We start from the raw sequence: 20574 nt of genomic DNA on the forward strand, positions 1-20574 counted from the left end.
CTCTATTTAAAAAAAAGTTTAAAAACACTTCCTTTATTTAATTTGCTCTGAACAGTTATTTTTCCTCCAAGAGCTTCCATTTGACTCTTACTAATAAATAAGCCTAATCCCCTTGATTCATTATTTTTAGTAAAGGTTTTATACATGCCAAATAGTTTATCACCATTTTTCTTAAGGTCTATTCCAATACCATTATCTTTAATTTGTATTACTGGATGATTTTCTATAATTAGAAAATCAATAATTACAATAGGAGGCCGATTTGGGTGTCTATACCTAATAGCATTAGATATAAAGTTAAGTAAAATACTTTCAAAATAAGCCGGATTAAAACTAATTTTAATGTCTGAAGGGACATTTACGATTATATCTGCCTTTTTTTGGATTATTTCTACTTTAAGGACTTCTAAAACACGTTCAATATATTTTACAACTAAAATATCTTCAATTGAAATAGATATATTTTGTTGAATGTTAATTACATCATTTAAATCAAAGAGTGTATCGTCTAGTGCATGAGATACAGAGTTAAGCATACTAAACATTTCTTCTTGTTCTTGCGTATGCTCCATTTCTAATAATAAATGGGATAAAGATTTGATATTACTTGAATGAGACCTTAAATTATGAGACACTATATAAGAAAAATTTATTAATCGCTTATTTTGTTGTAACACTACATCATAAGATTGATCTAGTTCTTCTTTTGTTCTTTTTTCACTGCTTATATCTACTAAAGTACCCTTTATTTTTATAACCTCTCCTAGTTTCCCTTTCTCGCTTTCTAAATGGCCAAGTACGTGAATAGGATTACCTTCTGGATCTAAAATTTTTGCTTCGTAAGATGGATTTACATTTTCTCCATTTACTAAAGATCTTATACTATCTACATATCTTTTTGCATCTAAATGGTGTATCCTAGATACAATAAAATCTGGGGTTATTTTAAAATCGTTGGAGATTCTAAAGATCTCATACATCATGGGTGACCAAATAACCTCATTCGTATGGATATTCCATTCCCAATATCCCAGCTGAGCTATTTCAACAGCCATTTTTACTCTAGTCTCTAATTCTTTTAGATGATTTTGAGCTTTATTAATTTCAGTAATATCTTCAATAATGAAGATGTAAGTGTCTTTATCTATATATTTTAAATAATCAACAGCTACCCTAACATCGATTTGAGTTCCATTTTTCTTTAAAAGAACTGAATTTATCTTTTCTCCTTTCTCTACTAATTTTTTTAAATCTTTAGAATTTCTCCAAACTGAATCAAACCTAGCTTCAGTAATTTCATCTAAACTTAATCCTGTCTTTCTCAAAAATTTCTGATTCGCCTCAATAAATTTATAGCTTTCTGCCTCAACGTGAACAATCCCAATAGGCGCACGGTCAAAAATTGCTTTGAATTTAAGTTCTGAGTTTAATAATTTAGCTGCTTGAATATTTACTTTTCGTTGTAATTCTCTGGGTTGTTTTAAAAATCTTACAATAAATGTGCTTATTAAAATTGAAAGCAATAATGCTAAAAACATTAAAGGGAGTAAAGAAATTAGTAGATTTTCCTTATTTTCAGAATAGATATAAATATTCCAATTCCCATCTTTTACAAATGATTTTTGAGCTTCATTAACATTAAAATCCTCTTTAGCACCAAAGAATAGAATTTCTTTAGATGTTTCTTCATCTGCTTTAGCTAATCTAAATTTGAATCCTTCTTTTGAAAATTTATAGATACCTGCATTAGACAAAAAATCTTTTTCACGAATTATTACCGCAGAAAAACCCCAAAATTGATTTTCAATAAAAACAGGCATTCTTCCGATTATCCCTTTCCCTCCTTGTTTAAAAGGAATTGGTCCCGCAAAATCCATTTTTCCGCTATTAATAGATTTATTAGCTTCCTTTTGAGAAACTGGGTGTTTAAGGACATTCAACCCTAAAGCTCCTTTATTTTCTTCATAAGGATACACATACGATATTATACCGTTAGGAACTAACTCTACCCCACTAATAATAACACTTGAAGAAATAATCTTTTCTGAAACTTTTTCAAAATTTTTCGGCTTACCTTCATCATCTATCGTTAAAGCTAAAGTTAAAGCAGAAACATAACTCGTCTTTAGAGATTGTTCTATATTCTGCTTTACAATTGTCAAAACTTGTTTTTCTTTTTCTTTTTCAGATTCTTTAGCAAGAGAATATTCTTGATATACAATGTAAGTGAAAATCGAAAAAATAATAATAAACAAAATAAAGCCTATCACTTTAGGTCGGTTAACAAACCAAGAAAAAAAACTACTGAATTTATTGTTCATTAATATATATTTCTAAAGTATATTAGGTTCACAATTACTTACTTTAGTAAACCGTTTATTTAAACATTTCGTAAATAAATAAAAATTGGAGTTTATAAATATATAAAATTACAATGTATTTTATTTATTCGGTATTCTCTTTATCTATTTAGGTTTTCTAAGCTTTACAAACCGCAATCATTACAATAATTTTTTATGAAAATAATAATATGCATCTTATTCTTACCAAGTTTTATTATGGCTCAAAAGGATTTTAAACAAGTTTTAAAACAATATAATGACGAAAGTATTCCTTACATCACTGTACAAGAGCTTCAAGAAGATTTAAAACAAAATAATCTCATTACTATATTAGACGCTAGACAAATTAAAGAATATCAAATAAGTCATTTAGCTAACGCTATTTATGTTGGCTCCAAAGACTTTAATATAGAACTTACAAAAGATAGGCTTCCTAAAAAAGATGAGCCTATCGTAGTATATTGTTCTATTGGGGTACGATCAGAAAAAATTGCTAAGAAGCTGAAAGACGCGGGATATAAAAATGTAAAAAACCTTTACGGAGGTATTTTTGAATGGAAAAATAATGGTTTCACGGTTTACAATCTCCAATCTCAACCTACCGACAGCGTCCATACCTACAGTAAGAAATGGAGCAACTATTTACAACAAGGAATTAAAGTATATTAAATGTCACAAAACTTATTACTACTCTTTACAAGACATCCAGAATTAGGAAAGTGTAAAACCCGTTTAGCGAAAACTATAGGCGATAAAAAAGCACTAAGCGTTTATAAATATTTACTACAACATACAGCAAATATTACTAAGAATATCCCTGTAGATAAGCAAGTATGGTACGCCACTCAACCAGTTGTAAATGATATTTGGGATAGTAACATTTATTCAAAAAAAGCTCAACAAGGCAAAGATTTAGGAGAGCGTATGGCTTACGCTTTCGCGGAAGGATTTCGTGCGGGTTACGACCATATAATTATTGTAGGGAGTGATTTGTTTGATGTTTCTTCAACAATTATTGAAGAAGCCTTTCAAAAACTAAAAGAAACCGATTTTGTAATTGGACCAGCACAAGATGGGGGCTACTATTTACTAGGAATGAACACATTCCGTAAAGAAATTTTTGAAAATAAAGCTTGGAGTACTTCTACAGTATTTAATGATACGCTTAAAAGTATGGAAGATAAAACAGTTACGCTGTTAGAAACCCTCAACGATATCGACGAATACGAAGATATGAAAGACAATACCACATTAATGAACTTATTATAATATGCAATACATAGAACAAACTACCAGCTACTTACAACAACGAGGATTTGAAAACCCGGAAATAGGAATTATTTTAGGAACCGGATTAGGAAAGCTTCTTGATGAAATGGAAATTATTCATGAAGTAAGCTACAATCACATTCCGCATTTTCCTACCGCCACTGTAGAATTTCATAAAGGAAAACTAATCTACGGTATTATTGAAGACAAGAAAGTGGTAGTTATGCAAGGTCGTTTTCATTATTACGAAGGCTACAGCTTAAAAGATGTTACCTTTCCTGTAAGAATTATGCATCAATTAGGCGTTAAAAAATTATTAGTTTCTAATGCTTCTGGAGCCATTAATACCAACTTTAAAAAAGGTGAATTAATGCTTATCGATGATCATATTAATTTGTTAGGAGACTCTCCTCTTGCCTTTAAGGGCGTCTCTAAATATGGAGAGCGCTTTGTAGATATGAGCCAGCCTTACGACCAAGAAATGGGCGAAATCCTAAAGAAGACTGCTAAAGAAAATAATATTAATTTGCACGAAGGAGTTTATGCCTCTGTAGTAGGACCTCAACTAGAAACCAGAGCAGAATATCGCTACCTAAAAATTATTGGAGCAGATGCCGTAGGAATGAGTACAGTTCCCGAAATTATTGTGGCCAACCATTTAAAACTACCAGTAGTTGCTGTTTCCGTTTTAACAGATGAATGCGACCCAGATCATTTAAAGCCAGTAGATATTCAAGAAATTATGGCAATGGCTGCCAAAGCTGAACCGCAAATGATTACCCTTTTTAAAGAATTAATTAAATCTCTATAATTATATGAGCTATCTAGAAACCACAAAAGATGTGTACAAAGAAGCTGCACTTACACCAGATGTAGGTTTGTGTTGTACTACCAATCCCGTATGGGAACTGCCAGGGTTAAAAATCCCTAAAATAATGCAAGAAATGAACTATGGTTGTGGAAGCACAGTTCATGCAAGAGATTTAGTAAATAACCCCAAAACCCTATATGTAGGTGTGGGTGGCGGAATGGAGCTTTTACAGTTTGCCTACTTTTCTAGACAAAAAAATGGAGTTATAGGCGTAGATGTTGTCGATGAAATGTTAGAAGCTTCTCGTAAAAACTTTAAAGAAGCCGAAGAAACTAATCCTTGGTTTAAATCTGAATTTGTAGATCTTAAAAAAGGAGACGCACTTAATTTACCCGTAGAAGATAACTCTATAGACGTTGCTGCTCAAAATTGCCTGTTCAATATTTTTAAAACAGAAGAACTTAAAAAAGCAATTGACGAAATGTATCGGGTATTAAAACCCAATGGGAAATTGGTGATGAGCGATCCTATTTGTGAACAGGAGATGAATGAAACTTTACGGAATGATGAGCGTTTGCGTGCACTTTGCCTTAGCGGAAGTCTTCCTTTAAAAGAATACGTAAAAATGCTTACCGATGCTGGCTTTGGGACGATAGAAATTAGAGCTAAAAAACCCTACCGAATTTTAGATGCTAAAAACTACCCTACCGAAGAAATGATCTATATTGAAAGTATAGAGGTGGCGGCGATTAAAGATCCCATGCCAGAAGATGGTCCTTGTGTTTTTACAGGAAAGGCAGCTATCTATTTTGGACAAGAAGATTTTTTTGATGATGAAAAGGGACACATACTTCTAAAAAATCAACCTATTGCCATTTGTGACAAAACAGCTAACGCTTTACAAGATTTAAACAGAGATGATATTTTTATTAGCGAATCTACCTTCCATTATGATGGGGGCGGTTGTTGCTAAAAATTTCACATAAAAAAAGCCTTTTCATTTCTGAAAAGGCTTTTTTATTTTTTGGAAACTCTTACACTCTAGAAATTTCAAGAATTTCAAAAGTCATCGTTCCGTTAGGTACTTGTATTTCGGCATTATCACCTACTTCTTTTCCTAATAAACCTTTACCAATAGGAGAATCTACAGAAATTTTACCAGATTTTAAATCGGCTTCACTTTGAGCTACCAATTTGTAAGTTACTTCCATACCATTGGTGGTATTTTTTATCTTTACCGTACTATGAATCAATACTTTTGAAGTATCTAATTGAGATTCATCAATAATTCTTGCATTAGAAACTACAGCTTCTAATTTAGATATTTTCATTTCTAGTAAACCTTGCGCTTCTTTAGCAGCATCATACTCGGCATTTTCACTCAAATCTCCCTTATCTCTAGCTTCAGCAATAGCCTGAGAAGCTTTAGGTCTTTCAATGTCTCTTAGCTGGTTTAATTCGTCTTTTAATTTTTTTAAACCCTCTGCAGTATAATAAGATACTTTACTCATAACTTCATCGTTTATATAACAAAAAGAATCCCACTCGCATGGGATTCCGATACAAACAAAGATAATAAATTTTAACAAGCTTAGCAATTATATTAAATTGCAGCCAAAAATAATTCTCATGAAAAATTTCCTTATCGGAATGTTACTAATTACTGCGACTGTGGCTTGTAGCGACGATGATACTTTAAACAATAATCCTAACTTGTTAGATGTAAACGTGAACTTTCAAATTGATCTAAGTTTACCACAATATAATAGTCTCAATTTCCCTTCTAGTCCTGTGTATGTTCCTAACTATGGAAATGGCGGAGTCGTAATTATGAAAAGTGGAACCGATGCGTTTGTAGCTTATGATGCTGCCGATCCCAACCACCCTAGAAAAAATGAATGTGTAGCTATGGAAGTTGACGGTGTACAACTTTATTGTTCTTGCGAAGGAAATACATACGATTTATTTACAGGTGGAGTAGTTGAAGGAGAGGAAGAGGATTTAGAATACCCTCTATTTAGATACCGCGTGGTAAGTAGTGGTAACGGGTTATTAAATGTGAGAAATTAAATTTTCTTATAATATGCCACTCTACTATTATCATAATTTTATATCACATTGTATTAAAAAAAGCTTTCTGGAAAACAGAAAGCTTTTTTTCAAATAGATTGATTAGTATTTAGAATTTTAAAGTAATGCCAGCTAAAAAGTTGATAGTAGCTTGTGGATAGTAACCTGCTCCTTCTATAGTCGTTACTGTACCCGGATTTGAAGAATCGTCATCATAAGAAAAGTAGTATCCGTTTGATATATATTCTACATCAAATATATTGTTGACCAACCCTGTAAAAACAACTTCTTTAAATAAAGGTGCTTTTTTCCAAACGTACTGCACATTAAGATCATTAATAAAATAGCTTTCTAACAAAGAAGCTCTCGATTCTATATTGCTCATATATTGTTCACCAACAAATTTGCTTAGCCAATTTAGTTGTAAACCGTTTATGGGAGAATAACTTATTCTATTACCTGCTACTACTTCTGGAGAGAAAGAAATATCGGTATCTCCAAAATCTTGTAACTCGCCATCAAATTGAGTATTAAAGTTTCTGTTTTTATTTCGGCTTAAAGCCACATTTGGATGAATGCTCAATTTTTCTAACAATTGTACTGAAGCTTCTACCTCTATTCCTAAACGGTAACTATCTCCGCTATTTTCACGTACTGCGGCTCCTTCATCATCAATTTCTCCAGTTAAAACCAATTGATTTTTATAGTTCATAAAATACAAGTTGGCATTTACCTGAAATTTCTCTTTCTTTAAACGGTAACCAAATTCATAATCGGTTAGTTTTTCTTCTTCAGGTTGATCGGCACCATTAAAAAGAGCGTTTTCATAATCTGTTCTTGTAGGTTCGCGATGCGCAACGGCTACAGAAGCATAAAGTTGACTAGCGATATCTAGCTTATAATTTAATCCTACTTTAGGATTGAAAAAAGTAAAACTGTCATCTACAGGAAGTTCAACTCCTTCTTCTAATGGTCCTTCTGTAGTATAGTTTATGGTTCTTAATTGTAAATCTCCAAAAGCTTTTAAATTTTCTATAACCGCAACTGTAGCTTTCCCATAAATATTAAAATCTGTTTTTTCGGCTACATTAAAATAGTAATCTTCATATGGATCATTATTTTGTGCAAAACGTGTATAAATTACTTCTCCAAAGTGATCACCTTCGTACTTGTTAATTCCTCCTCCAAGAATAAATTCCATCTTTTCATCTTGATAAGTTCCATTAAAAGTAACTCCGTAAAAATGATTATCCAACCAACTTCTATTTACCAAATCTGATGTGGTTACATCTTCTCCATTTGCTGTAAAATCGGGTAAACCGTATTCCCCCAACACTGCATCTTCTTGGTATTCTTCGTAATAACCTCTACCATAAGTATAATGCAAACCTACATTTGAAGACCAATTTCTGTCGTATTTTTGATCCCATAGCAATTGATAATGGTCTTGTTGGTAGTTATCGGTTTGATTATCGTAATACTTTACATTTCCGTTTTCGTCGGTATATTCTCCAGCAGGGTTATATTTTCTATCTTCTTTTAATTGATCTCCATCAATCCCATACCACGCTTGGTAAGTTCTTTCCTTTCCACCAAAAGCAAGTGCTTTTACCAAAGTGTTATTATTTACATAAGCTCCTTGTAAAAAGTAAGATTTTAGTTCAGATTCTGCACGATCTATATAACCATCACTTTTAATTAAAGAAGCTCTTCCTGCAAACTCCCAATGATCATTAAATAAACCCGTACTAAATTTAGCCGTATGTTTATGGGTGTTATAAGAACCGTAACTATTAGAAACTTCCGCGTAAGCTTCTTCACTATAACGATCTGTCAAAATATTAAGACTTGCTCCAAAAGCACCAGCTCCATTGGTAGAAGTTCCCACTCCCCGCTGTAATTGAATATTTTCTACAGAAGAAGCAATATCACCCAAATTTACCCAAAAAGAGCCCTGGCTTTCGGCATCGTTATAAGGAATACCATTAATGGTTACATTGGTTCTAGTTGCATCGCTTCCGCGGACACGCAAACTGGTGTAACCAACTCCGTTACCTGCATCTGTCGTAGTCACCACCGATGGTAAATAATTCATCAAAACAGGAATATCCTGACCTAAATTACGCTCCTCAATCTCTTTATTACTTAAATTGCTAAACGTAATAGGAGAATCTGCATCTACTCTAATGGAGGATAAAAAAACTTCTTCTAAAGCTTCTTCGCTCTTGTCTAAAGTAACATCTAGAGTTTGGTTAGCAATAAGATTAACTTCTATGGTCTTTGTGTTTCCATAAGTAAAGCTAATTTCATAATTTCCTTCTTGTAAAATGAGTTGATACTCTCCATACAAATTGGTTACAGTTCCTTGACCAGTCCCTACAACCTGTACATTTACATTGGGTAAAACTTCACCCTCTCGACTTACTTTTCCCTTTAATTGATAGGATTGCTGAGCAAAACTTTGAAGACCAAGCAACAAAGCTGCTACAAATAATACATTTTTCATTCGTAATGTCATTTTACGAATAAAAGGGGCGATTATTCTTTGGTTTTAAATTAAATAAAAAATCCTGAAAACTACGATAGTCGTTCAGGAGCGCATACAACAAAAGCCATTAGAAAGCTTTTGCATTTCCCTTGGCAGCATTACCTGCCCAGGTTCATTGGGTATAATCTCAGCCTAAAAAGGCACCCCTTTGAGATTGGCTGCAAAACTAATGTTATTTTTTAATTTACCATAATTTTAAGTAGATTTTGAAGAAAGCATTTTACTTTTGAATATGGCAAAAAATACCAAACGTTCTATTACCTACAAAGTAGTGGTTGGCTACCTACTTCTTACCGCTTTTGCTGCAATTTCTATTTGGTTTATCTATAGCAAAGTGATTGGCTTAAATGGCGCCAATAAAATAAGTGACAATAATCAACAAAAATTGTTACTTATGAGTGAAGCCGTAACTAATGTATATTCGGCAGAAGCTATAAGTAGGGATATTATTCAAAATCAAAAACCAGAAAATTTACCTCAGTTTAATCAGCAGTTAGACACCATCTCTACACTCATTGATAATTTAAAGCAAATTTATGAGGAAGAAGAAATTAAAAACGAATTAGACAGTCTTCAAAATTTATTGCTTTTAAAAGAGCAAAACTTGTTAGAGTTGTTAGAAGTGAGGAAAAATAACTCTAGTGAAAATTACTATGATAGAGTACTCAACAACCTTCAAAAAGTAAATTATTTATTTGAAGAAGATAATTATAACGAACTTCTTAAAGACTACAATCCAGAGGCTCGACAAGCACTAGTAAAATGGTTAGAATATGCAGATAAAGACAATGCAGAAACGCTTACGCAACAATCGGCAGATTCATTAATTAGCACCGTAAAAAACGTACTCAGCGAACTGGAGGTAGAAGAAAGAAAGTATCAACAAGAAGTAATTGAGAAGGAAAATGAACTTCTTAAAAATGACCAAGAACTCTCCTCGCAATTAAGAAAAATAAGATCTGAAATTGAGCGTGAACAAATTCAAAAATCGGTACAGCAGGTAAATGATTCTAGAGAAGTTATAGAAGAAACCTCTACCATAATTGCAGCTTTAGGAATTGCTTGTGTGCTCACTATTTTACTTTTTGTAATTCTTATTATAAAAGACACCAACAGCAGCCAACGCTACAAAGAAGAGCTAGAGAAGAGTAACGCTTACGCGGAATTTCTACTTAAAAGGAGAAAACAAATTATGGCAGCCGTAACACACGACTTACGATCTCCCTTAAACACAATTATGGGTTATACAGACTTGCTAAAGAAAACATCCCTATCTGAAAAACAACAATATCACCTAGATCATTTAAAAAAATCATCTACCTACATCTTACATTTGGTAAATGACTTGTTAGACCTCTCTAAGCTAGAAGCAGGTAAAATGCATATTGAAAAGCTTCCCTTTCAGCCAAAAAACCTAATTGAAGACAGTATTCAAGCCACGATTCCTGCCACATTAAAGAAAGATCTTGTAATTCACACCACTTTAGATGAAAGCATAGAAGCCACTTTTTTAAGTGATCCTTTTAGAATACAACAAGTACTAACCAACTTGTTAGGTAATGCTTATAAATTCACAGAGAAAGGCTCTATTCATATTAAAGCATCATTAGAATCTACAACACGTAAAATAAAACAACTAAAAATAGAAATAAGTGACACGGGAATAGGTATCTCTAAAGCACAGCAAAAAGATATCTTTGAAGAATTTTCTCAAGCAGATGCTCATATTGAAAAGCAATATGGAGGTTCTGGCTTAGGATTAGCTATCACAAAAAAGATTGTAGAATTACTAAAAGGAAGTATTCATTTAGAAAGTGATCTTAACAAAGGAACTTCTTTTTTTATTAAAATTCCCGTAGAAACAACTTCCCAAACTACGAACATTAATGAAGAGATTTCAATTAAAAATGCTAAAGGAAAAACCATTTTAATTATAGATGATGAACCCTCTCAACAAACCCTTACTAAAGAAGTAGTATCTCAATGTGGTTTTAAGGTTCTCACTGCGAATGATGGTCAGCAAGGTTTACAAATCATTAAAAAAGAAAAGATTGATTTGGTAATTACTGATATTCAAATGCCTAAAATGAATGGATTTGAACTGATTAGAAAAATTAGAGCCCTTCCAAAATTTAAAAAATTGCCAGTTATTTCTCTGTCTGGAAAAACCGATTTACCCGACGAGGTATACCTTCAAAAAGGGTTTACGACCAATTTTATAAAACCATTCAATACCAACGAGCTCTATTTAGAAATAGCTCATATTCTTGGTTTAGAAATTGTACGAGAACAACAAAGGAAAACTGTAAGAAGGACTTCAGAAAATTATGACACCTCAGAATTACTTCGGTTTACAGATGGCGATCAAGATTCTTTAAAAATAATTTTAAGCAGTTTTATAGAAAGTTCTCAAGAAAATTTAACAGCGTTAGATAATGCTTCCGCGGAAGCGAATAATCAAAGAATTGCAGCAATCGCACATAAGGTTTTACCTATGTTAAGACAGTTGAAAGCCGAAAAAGTAGCTCAATTATTTGAAAAACTAGAGCACCAACAGAAATTTGGATTAAAATCTACAGAAGTTATAGAAACGGCAAGTGAAGCAAAAATTTCGTTAGAAAAACTATTGGAAGAGATTAAAAAGAAGGTTTAAAGCTTAATATTATACTGCTTTAATTTATTATAAAGTGTTTTACGATCTACATCTAAAATCCTAGCAGCTTTACTTTTGTTACCTCCAGCTTCTTCTAAGGCATCTAGAATAAGTTGTTCCTCATTTTGATTTTTAAATAACTTATAAGAAGTTGTTGTTGAAGTATGATTAACAATGTTTTCTGGAAGGTCTTTCTTTTCTATAACTTTAGTATCCGATAGTAATACCGAGCGTTTAACACTGTTTTGTAATTCACGAAGATTTCCTGGCCAATCATAATTTTTTAAAGCTTCTAAAGCTTCCTCTGAAAAGCCTACACTTTCTTTTTGCAACTGTCGGTTGGCTTTATCTAAAAAATAATTAGCAAATAACAGCAAGTCTTCTTTTCTATGTTTGAGTGCTGGCACCTGAATAGAAAACTCATTAAGGCGATGATAAAGATCTTGTCTAAAATCTCCTAGTTCTACAGCTTTCTTTAAGTCTTCATTCGTAGCGGCTATCACACGAATATCAACTTCTATTTCTTTACTACTCCCTACCGGTTTTATTTTTCGCTCTTGTAAAGCTCGAAGTAATTGTACTTGCAAATCATAACTTAAATTTCCTATTTCATCTAAAAAAAGTGTTCCGTTATTTGCTGCTTCAAAATGACCGATTTTATCATTAATTGCTCCTGTAAAAGAACCTTTTACGTGTCCAAAAAATTCACTTGATGCGATTTCTTTTGGGATAGCTCCACAGTCTACTGCAATAAAAACCTCATCTTTACGTCTGCTTTTTTCGTGTATGTTTTTTGCTACGTATTCTTTTCCTGTTCCGCTTTCACCAATAATTAGAACCGACATATCTGTAGGCCCGACTAATTTAATATAATCATTCAATTTTTTAGAGGCATCACTTACCCCTGCCACATAACTACTATTAACTTCTAACTCTTCTTTTGTCTCAGGAACTGGTTTTTCTTGATCTTCAATAGATTTTAATGAAGCATTTTCTGATAAAGATCCAACCGCTTTCTGAATTAAATCGAGCATCTGCTCTGGATTAATAGGCTTAGAGATATAGTCAAAAGCTCCCATTTTCATGACTTCTACAGCTTTACTAACCTCAGCATAGCCTGTCATTAGAATTACTTTGGTAGTTAATTGTAGTTCTTTTACCGTTTCTAATAAAATTGTCCCTTCCTTTTCGGGCAACCTAACATCGGCTAGAATCACTTGAAAAGACTCAGAATTTATTTTCTTTATTGCCTCCTCGCTGCTAGAACTAGTCGTTACTTGGTAACCTTTTTTCTTTAAAAAGGTTTCTAGCATTTTGCAAAATGCCAAATCATCTTCTACAATTAAAATATGATGCACAAAAGTATTTTTTACAAATTTATTAATAAGCTTTGTAGTGACGCTCAAATTTATCATAAAAAAAAAGGCCTTTTTAAAAAGGCCCTTTTCTCATCTCAATCTAAATAAATTAACTGGGGGTAGTTAACTATTTTTTCATTTTAGTCATCTTCGAGCTTGGCTTAATCCATTCCCCTTTTGCATTTGCATAGACTGTTTTTGTCTCTGCTCCCTCAGATTCTAATACTAACTTAAACTCTTTCTTCTTGTTCATGTATGCCTCAGCAATACTCGCTCCTTCAAAATCTTTTTGTACCGCTGCTTTTACCGCATCTGGAACATTACTAGTTTCAATTCTTTGAAACCCCTCTTGTACAGCTACCTCTGTTTTCACTAGAGTTTTTTCTGCTTGAGTACTTTGTGCATTCGTGTTTGCTGTTGCAAAAATCATTGCTGCTGCGGCAGCTGTCATCATTAAATTTTTCATTTTCAATAGTTTTTTGTTGTTTAATTAAATTTTTGGTTGGTTAGTTTTATTCTATATTTAGTAGTCCTCTTTTTGCATTAGCAAATACAATTTTAGGAACTTCTGTTTCTTCTAATCTTAGTATTATTTTATATTCCATTTTATCATTTACATATACTTCTTGTACTTCAGCTTTTGTAAAATCATTTTTTACATCTTGCTTTATAGTTTCAGGTAAACTAGTTGCATTTATTTCTTTAAATTCTTCTACGCTTTCTTTTATTGAATTTGAATTTCCATCTGCTAAAGTCTGTGCTCCGGCAGTAGTAATTGTAAAAACTCCTGCTACTAAAACTGTAATCATAAGTCTTTTCATCTTTTGGAGGTTTTAATAGTTCGTAATCAAATTCAATTAACCTAATAGAAATATTATGCCACCAAATGGTAAATAATGCTAAAAACCTTTGAAGACCCTTTGTATTGCTACACTTAAGAAGATTTTTCCAGTTGTTTTAATCAATAAATACAAGTGTAGAAAACAAAAAAATCCACAGGTTAACTGTAGATTTTTTACACACTTTTTAGAATACTAATCTAAATTTTAGGCTTTTGCCTATTAGCCTTTTTTTGAGCTTGCTTCTTTTTCCCCTCCAATCTTCTCAATTTAGAAGCTCTACTTGGTTTAGTTTTTTTTCGCTTTCGCGGAATTATAAGACTCTGCTCAATTAATTTAAAAAATCTAGTAATCACCAATTCCTTATTTTTATGCTGACTTCTACTATGATCTGATGAAAGTTGAAGAATCAAATCTTTTGTAAGTTTAGAAGAAAGCTTTTGCTGAAGTCTTTCTTTTTCTTCGGTAGTAAAAAGTTGAGTATTACCTAAGTCCCAACTCAAGACTACTTTAGTGCTTGTTTTATTAGCATGTTGACCACCAGGACCTCCACTAAGTACGGCTTTAAAATCTGCTTCTTTTAAAAGTTTTTCTTTAGAAAACATATTAAGTGTTGGGTTGATGTGAAGGCTTTAATAAATCAACTACAGATTTTACAGGATTAAATGTTACTAAAGGAACTTCTATAAAAATGGTATTCCAATTGGCCATAGCTCCATTCCATAAACCAGGAAGTTCTAAAGCTTTTAGAGTCTTTCCATTTTTAGATTTCTCTGATATAAATCCTTTAGCAGGATCTACAAAGTCTAGTAAATTAAACTTCTCCCCTTTATAATTTTTAACTCCGCAAACTAAATCTACGGGATTAAAATGAGAAGATTTAGATACAATTTCTTGTTGATCTTTCTTACTCATATCAATTTGAGCACTTTCTACAATTTGCAAAGATGCTTTACCTTCTATGTCTTTTACCCAAAAAGGACCTCCTCCAGGCGCTCCTTCATTTTTAACCATACCGCATACACGAATAGGCTTGTTTAATAAAGCTTTAGCTTCCGTAAAGTTTTCAATTTTAGTAGTTTGATGAAAACAATGAGACAGCAACTTTTGAGCCTCGTTTATAGCTTCAGGTTTTTCTTTATCTAGATTTTCTAAAGTTTCAAAAACTTTTTCTTGAATTTCTAGTAAACTTCCGCCAAGGGCTTTTTTGTAATCTACAATCTCATTTAAAAATTCGTGCACACAGACATTATCTATATTTTTTATAAAGATAATATCGGCATCTACATTATTTAAATTTTCAATCAAAGCCCCGTGGCCGCCCGGTCTAAATAGCAATTCACCATTTTTTTCTCTAAATGGCTGATTATGGTTATCTACTGCCAGAGTATCGGTTGTAGCTAATTGAAATGAATAATCTACAACAAAAGAGGTGTCTTTATATTTTTTTTCTATCTGCGATTGTGTTCTCTTAAATTTCTCAATATGTTTTTCGGACACTGTAAAATGCAATTGAGCTACATCTTTAGCTTTAGCATAATTTACAGCTTCTAAGAAATGCATTTCAAAAGCGGTTAAAATCTCCTCCTTATAATTATGAAATGGGATTAATCCTTTAGGGTAATTGCCGTAACCCAAACTTTCTTCACTTAAAAGGGCTTTTAAAAATGCAGTTTCAAAACCTTCTGAGGTCAAATTATTTTTAAAATATTGACTGTTTATCACTTCTTCATAAAATGGCAGATTTTTTACTTGCTGAAAAAACTTTCTAAGCTCCTTTTTATCGGTTCTCTTTACAAAATCTTCTAGAGACTCCTCATCGTGATTAAACTGCTCTAAAAATAAAAATAGATTTTTAAACATGCGAGTTGCAGCACCACTTGCAGGAACAAATTTCAATTTCTTTACAGAAGAATTTTCAAATTTCTCTATCCAGTTTTTTTTCCGATTTTCCTCGAGTCTAACAATACCATTATCAATTGTAGCTGGCGCTATTAAATTTTCAAAAGGGATGCCTTCTACAAATTGCTTTAATTGTAGTTCTAACTGTTCTTCATTTATCCCTTTTGCTTCTATCTGCAAAAAATCTTCATTACTCCAACTCATATCTTTCATATTCCTCTGCTAAATTTTTCTTCTTATGAAATTTCTATCCGTTCCAATCTTTTATAGATTTTGTGATGAAGCACTTTTCTACAAAGACAAGCAAATATAAATTATTTTATGATTTTCAAATACTGCTTTCAATCTGGATTATAAACCCCATCTACTTAAGTATATTTTAAATGGTAGCGACTTTTTTATATAAAAGCTTTTTCCAAGAATAGAACCCAATAATAGCAACAATGATTAAGAAAATATATAAAAATGCACTAAATGTAAGTCCCTTATAAAAGTAAAGCGGAACCGAAATAATATTTCCTATCATCAAGTAAATCCAATATTCAATTTTCTTTTTGGCCATAAGCCACATCCCTGCAAAAAAGAAAGCCGTAGTAATAATATCTACGTAAGAAGGCCATCCTTGCCATTTATTAAACAATTCATATACCAATGTAATAAAAAGCATGGTAGCTATAAAAATGATCGCTATAATCTTATTTTCTTTTTTAGTTACTGTAGTGACAGGAGTTACGTGTGTGCCATCTGTTTTTCTAGTCCAAATATACCATCCATACACACTCATGGTAAAATAGTAGACATTTATAAGCATATCGCCCAATAATCCATATACATATAGAATGTAGACATATAACAAGGTGCTTACAATCCCTGTTGGGTATACTAGAATTTTATTGTTTTTAGAATATAACACGCTTAGTACGCCAAAAAAAACTCCAAACAGTTCTAAAACGATGAGGTGTGTATCTATCCCTTCATATTGCGAAAAAAGCCAATCAAAAATGGTACTCATTAGTAGTTTTTAATATTTTTAATCATCCATTAATTACTTTTTAGAATAAGTTTTCTTTTTTCTATTGATTAAGAATTAGCGAGATTAGTAACACTCCTTGAAGTGACATCAACCATATTTTTCATTTGCTCCTCAAACGCAGTACCTACCACTACCATATTGGCACCAGCCTCATAACACATTTCTATTTGAGATTCTGTTCTTAAGCCTCCTCCTACAATAATAGGAATACTCACTTCTTTTTTAACGGCTTTAATTATTTCCGGTTTAACCGAAAAAAGCGCTCCGCTTCCGGCTTCTAAATAAATCATTTTCTTTCCGGCCAATTCACTCGCCAAGCAGGTAGATACAATTTTATTTATATCTAATTGTGACATAGGCTTAGTTTTGCTAACCCGTTGTACAGCTGTTTCTTTCCCTCCATCGATAAGTAAATAAGCTGTAGAAATTACTTCTAACTTGCTTCCCTTAATCGCTTTCGCGGATTTAATTTGCTGACCGATTAAATATTCGGGGTTTTCTCCAGAGACTAAACTTAAAAATAGGATGGCTTGCGCTTCAGGAGTGACTTGGGTATAATCTCCAGGAAATAATATAATAGGAATTTTTGTAAAAGTTTTTAATGATTTTACAACAGCCTCGCATTTACCTCTCTCTACGGTACTTCCACCCACCAAAAGATGTGTGGTTATTGAAGGGAGGTTTTTTACTAACCTATGCACTTCATTTACTTCAACTTTATCTGGGTCAATAAGAATGGCGAAATTACGTGGTGTATCTAAAATTTCTTGATACAAAATTCCTGAAGCTAAACTCATAAGAACCAAATTTATTTGGGCAGAGCGTAAGCGCAAGTAAAACCTTCAAACTCTAAATAGTGAATGTTGAACTTCTCTTCCTTTCCTTGGTAATTCACCTTTGCGGTAGTTGTCATCATATCAAAATCAAAATCTTCTACGTAGATATGGTGTAAAAACAACAGTCCTGGGATGCTCATATACTTATAAATAGATTCTTTAGCACCCCAAACAATAGTCAGTTTTCTTATTATAGCTTCATCATTTGCTAAGGTATGGTATTCATTAAGTGGTGTAAATTTATGAGCAATTTTCATGATTTTTTCACGCTGTTTCTCTATATCAATACCAATTGGTTTATCGCTAATAATTATTCCAGAAAACGTAAAAGAATGTGTAATTGAAATGTGTTTACCATCTTTAAGGTGTGGTTTACCATTATCATCATAAAATAAATCTTCATCTACATAACTCTCTTCAGCTAGCAGATGTCTAATACTCATAAAACCTCTTCGGTGGAGGTCACTTTTCATGCTATCTACTCGATTTTGGCAATGCGAAGTCAATTGGATTCCATCACAAAGCCATTCAAAACTTTCTTCTATCTTCCAAATGAGAACTTTAGTACCTTCGTCAACTGTTATTGTTTTGTAAAGAGCCATGAATTTAAGTAGATATTATGTATTTTTGTGGCATAAAATTGCTTAATAACAAATATAAGAATATGAGTACGAAAACAATAACATACACACCACATAAAGTTAAAGATATTTCTTTAGCTGCTTGGGGTAGAAAAGAAATAGAGCTTGCTGAAGCAGAAATGCCAGGATTAATGTCTTTACGTGAAGAATATAAAGATGAGCAACCTTTAAAGGGAGCTAGAATTGCTGGGTGTTTACATATGACAATACAGACTGCAGTTTTAATTGAAACGCTTACCGCTTTAGGAGCTGAAGTAACTTGGAGTTCTTGTAACATCTTCTCTACACAAGATCAAGCTGCAGCTGCCATTGCAGATAGCGGTGTTGCTGTATATGCTTGGAAAGGGATGACAGAAGAGGAATTCGACTGGTGTATTGAACAAACTTTATTTTTTGGAGAAGATCGCAAGCCATTAAATATGATTTTGGATGATGGTGGAGATTTAACCAATATGGTTTTAGACCGTTACCCGGAATTGGCAAAAGATATTAAAGGTCTTTCTGAAGAAACTACTACTGGAGTTCACCGTTTATATGAGCGTATGAAAAATGGGACGCTTCCTATGCCAGCTATTAATGTAAACGATTCTGTTACTAAATCTAAATTTGATAACAAGTATGGATGTCGTGAAAGTGCTGTAGATGCTATTCGTCGTGCTACCGATGTTATGCTTGCCGGAAAACGCGTAGTTGTTTGTGGGTACGGAGATGTTGGTAAAGGAACTGCCGCTTCTTTTAAAGGAGCTGGATCTATTGTAACGGTTACCGAAATTGATCCTATCTGTGCTTTACAAGCTGCAATGGACGGTTTTGAAGTTAAAAAATTAGAAACTGTTTTACCTAAAGCCGATATCGTTATTACCACTACTGGAAATAAAGACATTGTAAGAGGTGAACATTTTGAAGCGATGAAAGACAAAACCATCGTTTGTAATATTGGGCATTTTGATAACGAAATTGCTGTCGCTTGGTTAAACGACAATTTTGGTGATACTAAAGACGAAATTAAACCTCAAGTAGATAAATATACCGTTAACGGAAAAGATATTATTCTACTTGCAGAGGGAAGATTAGTAAATCTTGGTTGTGCTACAGGTCACCCTAGTTTTGTAATGAGTAATTCATTTACCAACCAAACTCTAGCGCAAATTGAGCTTTGGAAAAATACCGATCAGTACAAAAATGAAGTTTATATGTTACCTAAACATTTAGATGAAAAGGTAGCTAAATTACACTTAGAACGTATTGGAGTAGAACTTACCGATTTATCTCAAGAACAAGCAGAATATATTGGTGTAGAAGTAAAAGGACCATTTAAACCTGAATATTACAGGTATTAAATTTCCTTAGCACGAAAAGAAAAAGCCTCTCAAATATTTGAGAGGCTTTTTTTAGTTTGAGATATAAAAAAACCCTTCAGTTATAAAACTGAAGGGTTTTTTATTTTCAGAAGAAAATACTAAGCTTCAAACGGTTCGATAGAAACGTATGATTTGTTATTTCCTTTTTTCGTAAATTTTACTAGACCGTCAACTTTAGCATGTAAAGTGTGATCTTTTCCTGCATACACATTTTCACCAGGATTGTGCGCAGTACCTCTTTGTCTTACGATGATATTTCCTGCAATGGCAGCTTGACCACCAAAAATCTTAACGCCTAAACGTTTCGATTCTGATTCTCTACCGTTTTTAGAACTACCAACTCCTTTTTTGTGAGCCATCTTATTTTAGGTTTTTCGTAAATTAATAATTAACTTAAAGCTTCAACTAGTTCTGCTTTTTTCATAGAAGAATAACCCTCTAGTCCTTTATCTTTAGCCATCTCTCTTAATTCAGCAACAGTGTGCTTGTTTAAGTCTTGAGATTCATCTTTACTAGATTCGTTCTTTTTAGTAGCTTTTTTACTAGCTCCATCAAAAGAAATATCTTCAATAACGATTTCAGTTAAAGATTGACGGTGACCATTTTTTACACGGTAACCTTTACGTCTTTTCTTTTTAAATACGATTACTTTATCTCCTTTAAGGTGACGTGTAATCTTAGCTCCAACAAGAGCTCCTTTTATAGCCGGGGCGCCTAAAGTAATGTCATTTCCGTTACCAGCTAAAAGAACTTTATCGAAAGAAATTGAATCTCCTTCTTCTCCTGCTAAACGGTGAACAAAAACCTTTTGGTCTTTTGCAACTTTAAATTGCTGCCCTGCTATCTCTACAATTGCGTACATAGCGTAACTTATTAAATTTGTTTAAAACGGTTGCAAATATAATTCTATT

At 32.8% G+C, this 20574-nt stretch carries 20 protein-coding genes; 7 read left to right on the plus strand and 13 right to left on the minus strand.

The window, feature by feature from the left end:
• Positions 1 to 2: 2 nt before the first annotated feature.
• Complete coding sequence (locus LX95_RS01225) at positions 3 to 2321, minus strand: ATP-binding protein (protein WP_111539599.1); 2319 nt, start codon at positions 2319 to 2321, stop codon at positions 3 to 5.
• 195 nt (positions 2322 to 2516) lie between these two features.
• On the opposite strand from LX95_RS01225, the gene LX95_RS01230 reads away from it, so the two are divergent.
• Genes LX95_RS01230 through arsM form a run of 4 tightly spaced genes read left to right on the plus strand, consistent with a single transcriptional unit; the run spans position 2517 to position 5395 of the window.
• On the plus strand, positions 2517 to 3011 hold the full coding sequence (locus tag LX95_RS01230; RefSeq protein WP_111539600.1) for a rhodanese-like domain-containing protein: 495 nt from the start codon (positions 2517 to 2519) through the stop codon (positions 3009 to 3011).
• Positions 3012 to 3611: a TIGR04282 family arsenosugar biosynthesis glycosyltransferase gene (locus tag LX95_RS01235; RefSeq protein WP_111539601.1), complete on the plus strand. Its 600-nt coding sequence runs from the start codon at positions 3012 to 3014 to the stop codon at positions 3609 to 3611.
• Position 3612: 1 nt separating this feature from the next.
• Positions 3613 to 4422, plus strand: a complete 810-nt coding sequence (locus LX95_RS01240; protein WP_111539602.1) for a purine-nucleoside phosphorylase — start codon at positions 3613 to 3615, stop codon at positions 4420 to 4422.
• Between the two features lie 4 nt (positions 4423 to 4426).
• Positions 4427 to 5395, plus strand: a complete 969-nt coding sequence (gene arsM / locus LX95_RS01245; RefSeq protein ID WP_111539603.1) for an arsenosugar biosynthesis arsenite methyltransferase ArsM — start codon at positions 4427 to 4429, stop codon at positions 5393 to 5395.
• 61 nt (positions 5396 to 5456) lie between these two features.
• Here arsM and greA read toward each other — a convergent pair whose 3' ends face one another.
• A complete protein-coding gene (greA, locus tag LX95_RS01250; RefSeq protein ID WP_111539604.1) occupies positions 5457 to 5933 on the minus strand; it encodes a transcription elongation factor GreA in 477 nt (158 codons plus the stop codon).
• A 118-nt stretch (positions 5934 to 6051) separates the two neighbouring features.
• Between greA and LX95_RS01255 the strand changes: the two genes are divergently transcribed.
• The gene (locus tag LX95_RS01255; protein WP_146240726.1) at positions 6052 to 6492 is read left to right on the plus strand and encodes a Rieske (2Fe-2S) protein; all 441 of its coding nucleotides are present in this window, start codon (positions 6052 to 6054) and stop codon (positions 6490 to 6492) included.
• 109 nt (positions 6493 to 6601) lie between these two features.
• On the opposite strand, the gene LX95_RS01260 is transcribed toward LX95_RS01255, so the two are convergent.
• Entirely contained in the window at positions 6602 to 8998 is a 2397-nt protein-coding gene (locus LX95_RS01260) for a TonB-dependent receptor (RefSeq protein WP_111539606.1), read from the minus strand.
• A 274-nt stretch (positions 8999 to 9272) separates the two neighbouring features.
• Between LX95_RS01260 and LX95_RS01265 the strand changes: the two genes are divergently transcribed.
• On the plus strand, positions 9273 to 11693 hold the full coding sequence (locus tag LX95_RS01265) for a hybrid sensor histidine kinase/response regulator (RefSeq protein ID WP_111539607.1): 2421 nt from the start codon (positions 9273 to 9275) through the stop codon (positions 11691 to 11693).
• Here the strand turns inward: LX95_RS01265 and LX95_RS01270 are convergent.
• The 8 genes from LX95_RS01270 to LX95_RS01305 all read right to left on the minus strand — a co-directional run bounded on the left by LX95_RS01270 (position 11690) and on the right by LX95_RS01305 (position 18263).
• A complete protein-coding gene (locus LX95_RS01270; protein WP_245924705.1) occupies positions 11690 to 13108 on the minus strand; it encodes a sigma-54-dependent transcriptional regulator in 1419 nt (472 codons plus the stop codon). The genes LX95_RS01265 and LX95_RS01270 overlap by 4 nt on opposite strands.
• Positions 13109 to 13178: 70 nt before the next feature.
• Entirely contained in the window at positions 13179 to 13517 is a 339-nt protein-coding gene (locus tag LX95_RS01275; RefSeq protein ID WP_111539608.1) for a hypothetical protein, read from the minus strand.
• Between the two features lie 46 nt (positions 13518 to 13563).
• Positions 13564 to 13872 carry a hypothetical protein gene (locus LX95_RS01280; RefSeq protein ID WP_111539609.1) on the minus strand — a complete coding sequence of 103 codons (309 nt, stop codon included), beginning with the start codon at positions 13870 to 13872 and terminating at the stop codon, positions 13564 to 13566.
• A 218-nt stretch (positions 13873 to 14090) separates the two neighbouring features.
• On the minus strand, positions 14091 to 14495 hold the full coding sequence (gene arfB, locus LX95_RS01285; protein WP_111539610.1) for an alternative ribosome rescue aminoacyl-tRNA hydrolase ArfB: 405 nt from the start codon (positions 14493 to 14495) through the stop codon (positions 14091 to 14093).
• 1 nt (position 14496) lies between these two features.
• A complete protein-coding gene (locus LX95_RS01290; protein WP_317046998.1) occupies positions 14497 to 16005 on the minus strand; it encodes a DUF4301 family protein in 1509 nt (502 codons plus the stop codon).
• 166 nt (positions 16006 to 16171) lie between these two features.
• Positions 16172 to 16804 (minus strand): nicotinamide riboside transporter PnuC, encoded by a 633-nt coding sequence (pnuC, locus tag LX95_RS01295; RefSeq protein ID WP_111539611.1) that lies wholly within the window; start codon positions 16802 to 16804, stop codon positions 16172 to 16174.
• A gap of 68 nt (positions 16805 to 16872) precedes the next feature.
• The gene (locus LX95_RS01300; RefSeq protein ID WP_111539612.1) at positions 16873 to 17622 is read right to left on the minus strand and encodes a geranylgeranylglyceryl/heptaprenylglyceryl phosphate synthase; all 750 of its coding nucleotides are present in this window, start codon (positions 17620 to 17622) and stop codon (positions 16873 to 16875) included.
• Between the two features lie 11 nt (positions 17623 to 17633).
• Positions 17634 to 18263, minus strand: a complete 630-nt coding sequence (locus LX95_RS01305; RefSeq protein ID WP_111539613.1) for a 4'-phosphopantetheinyl transferase family protein — start codon at positions 18261 to 18263, stop codon at positions 17634 to 17636.
• Positions 18264 to 18325: 62 nt separating this feature from the next.
• Between LX95_RS01305 and ahcY the strand changes: the two genes are divergently transcribed.
• Positions 18326 to 19642: an adenosylhomocysteinase gene (gene ahcY, locus LX95_RS01310; protein ID WP_111539614.1), complete on the plus strand. Its 1317-nt coding sequence runs from the start codon at positions 18326 to 18328 to the stop codon at positions 19640 to 19642.
• Between the two features lie 119 nt (positions 19643 to 19761).
• Here the strand turns inward: ahcY and rpmA are convergent, their stop codons facing one another.
• Both rpmA and rplU read right to left on the minus strand, forming a co-directional pair.
• Positions 19762 to 20022: a 50S ribosomal protein L27 gene (gene rpmA, locus LX95_RS01315; RefSeq protein WP_111539615.1), complete on the minus strand. Its 261-nt coding sequence runs from the start codon at positions 20020 to 20022 to the stop codon at positions 19762 to 19764.
• Between the two features lie 29 nt (positions 20023 to 20051).
• Positions 20052 to 20525 (minus strand): 50S ribosomal protein L21, encoded by a 474-nt coding sequence (rplU, locus tag LX95_RS01320; protein WP_111539616.1) that lies wholly within the window; start codon positions 20523 to 20525, stop codon positions 20052 to 20054.
• Positions 20526 to 20574: the final 49 nt, after the last annotated feature.

The organism is Mesonia algae (genome assembly GCF_003253545.1).
Taxonomy (GTDB): Bacteria; Bacteroidota; Bacteroidia; order Flavobacteriales; family Flavobacteriaceae; genus Mesonia; species Mesonia algae.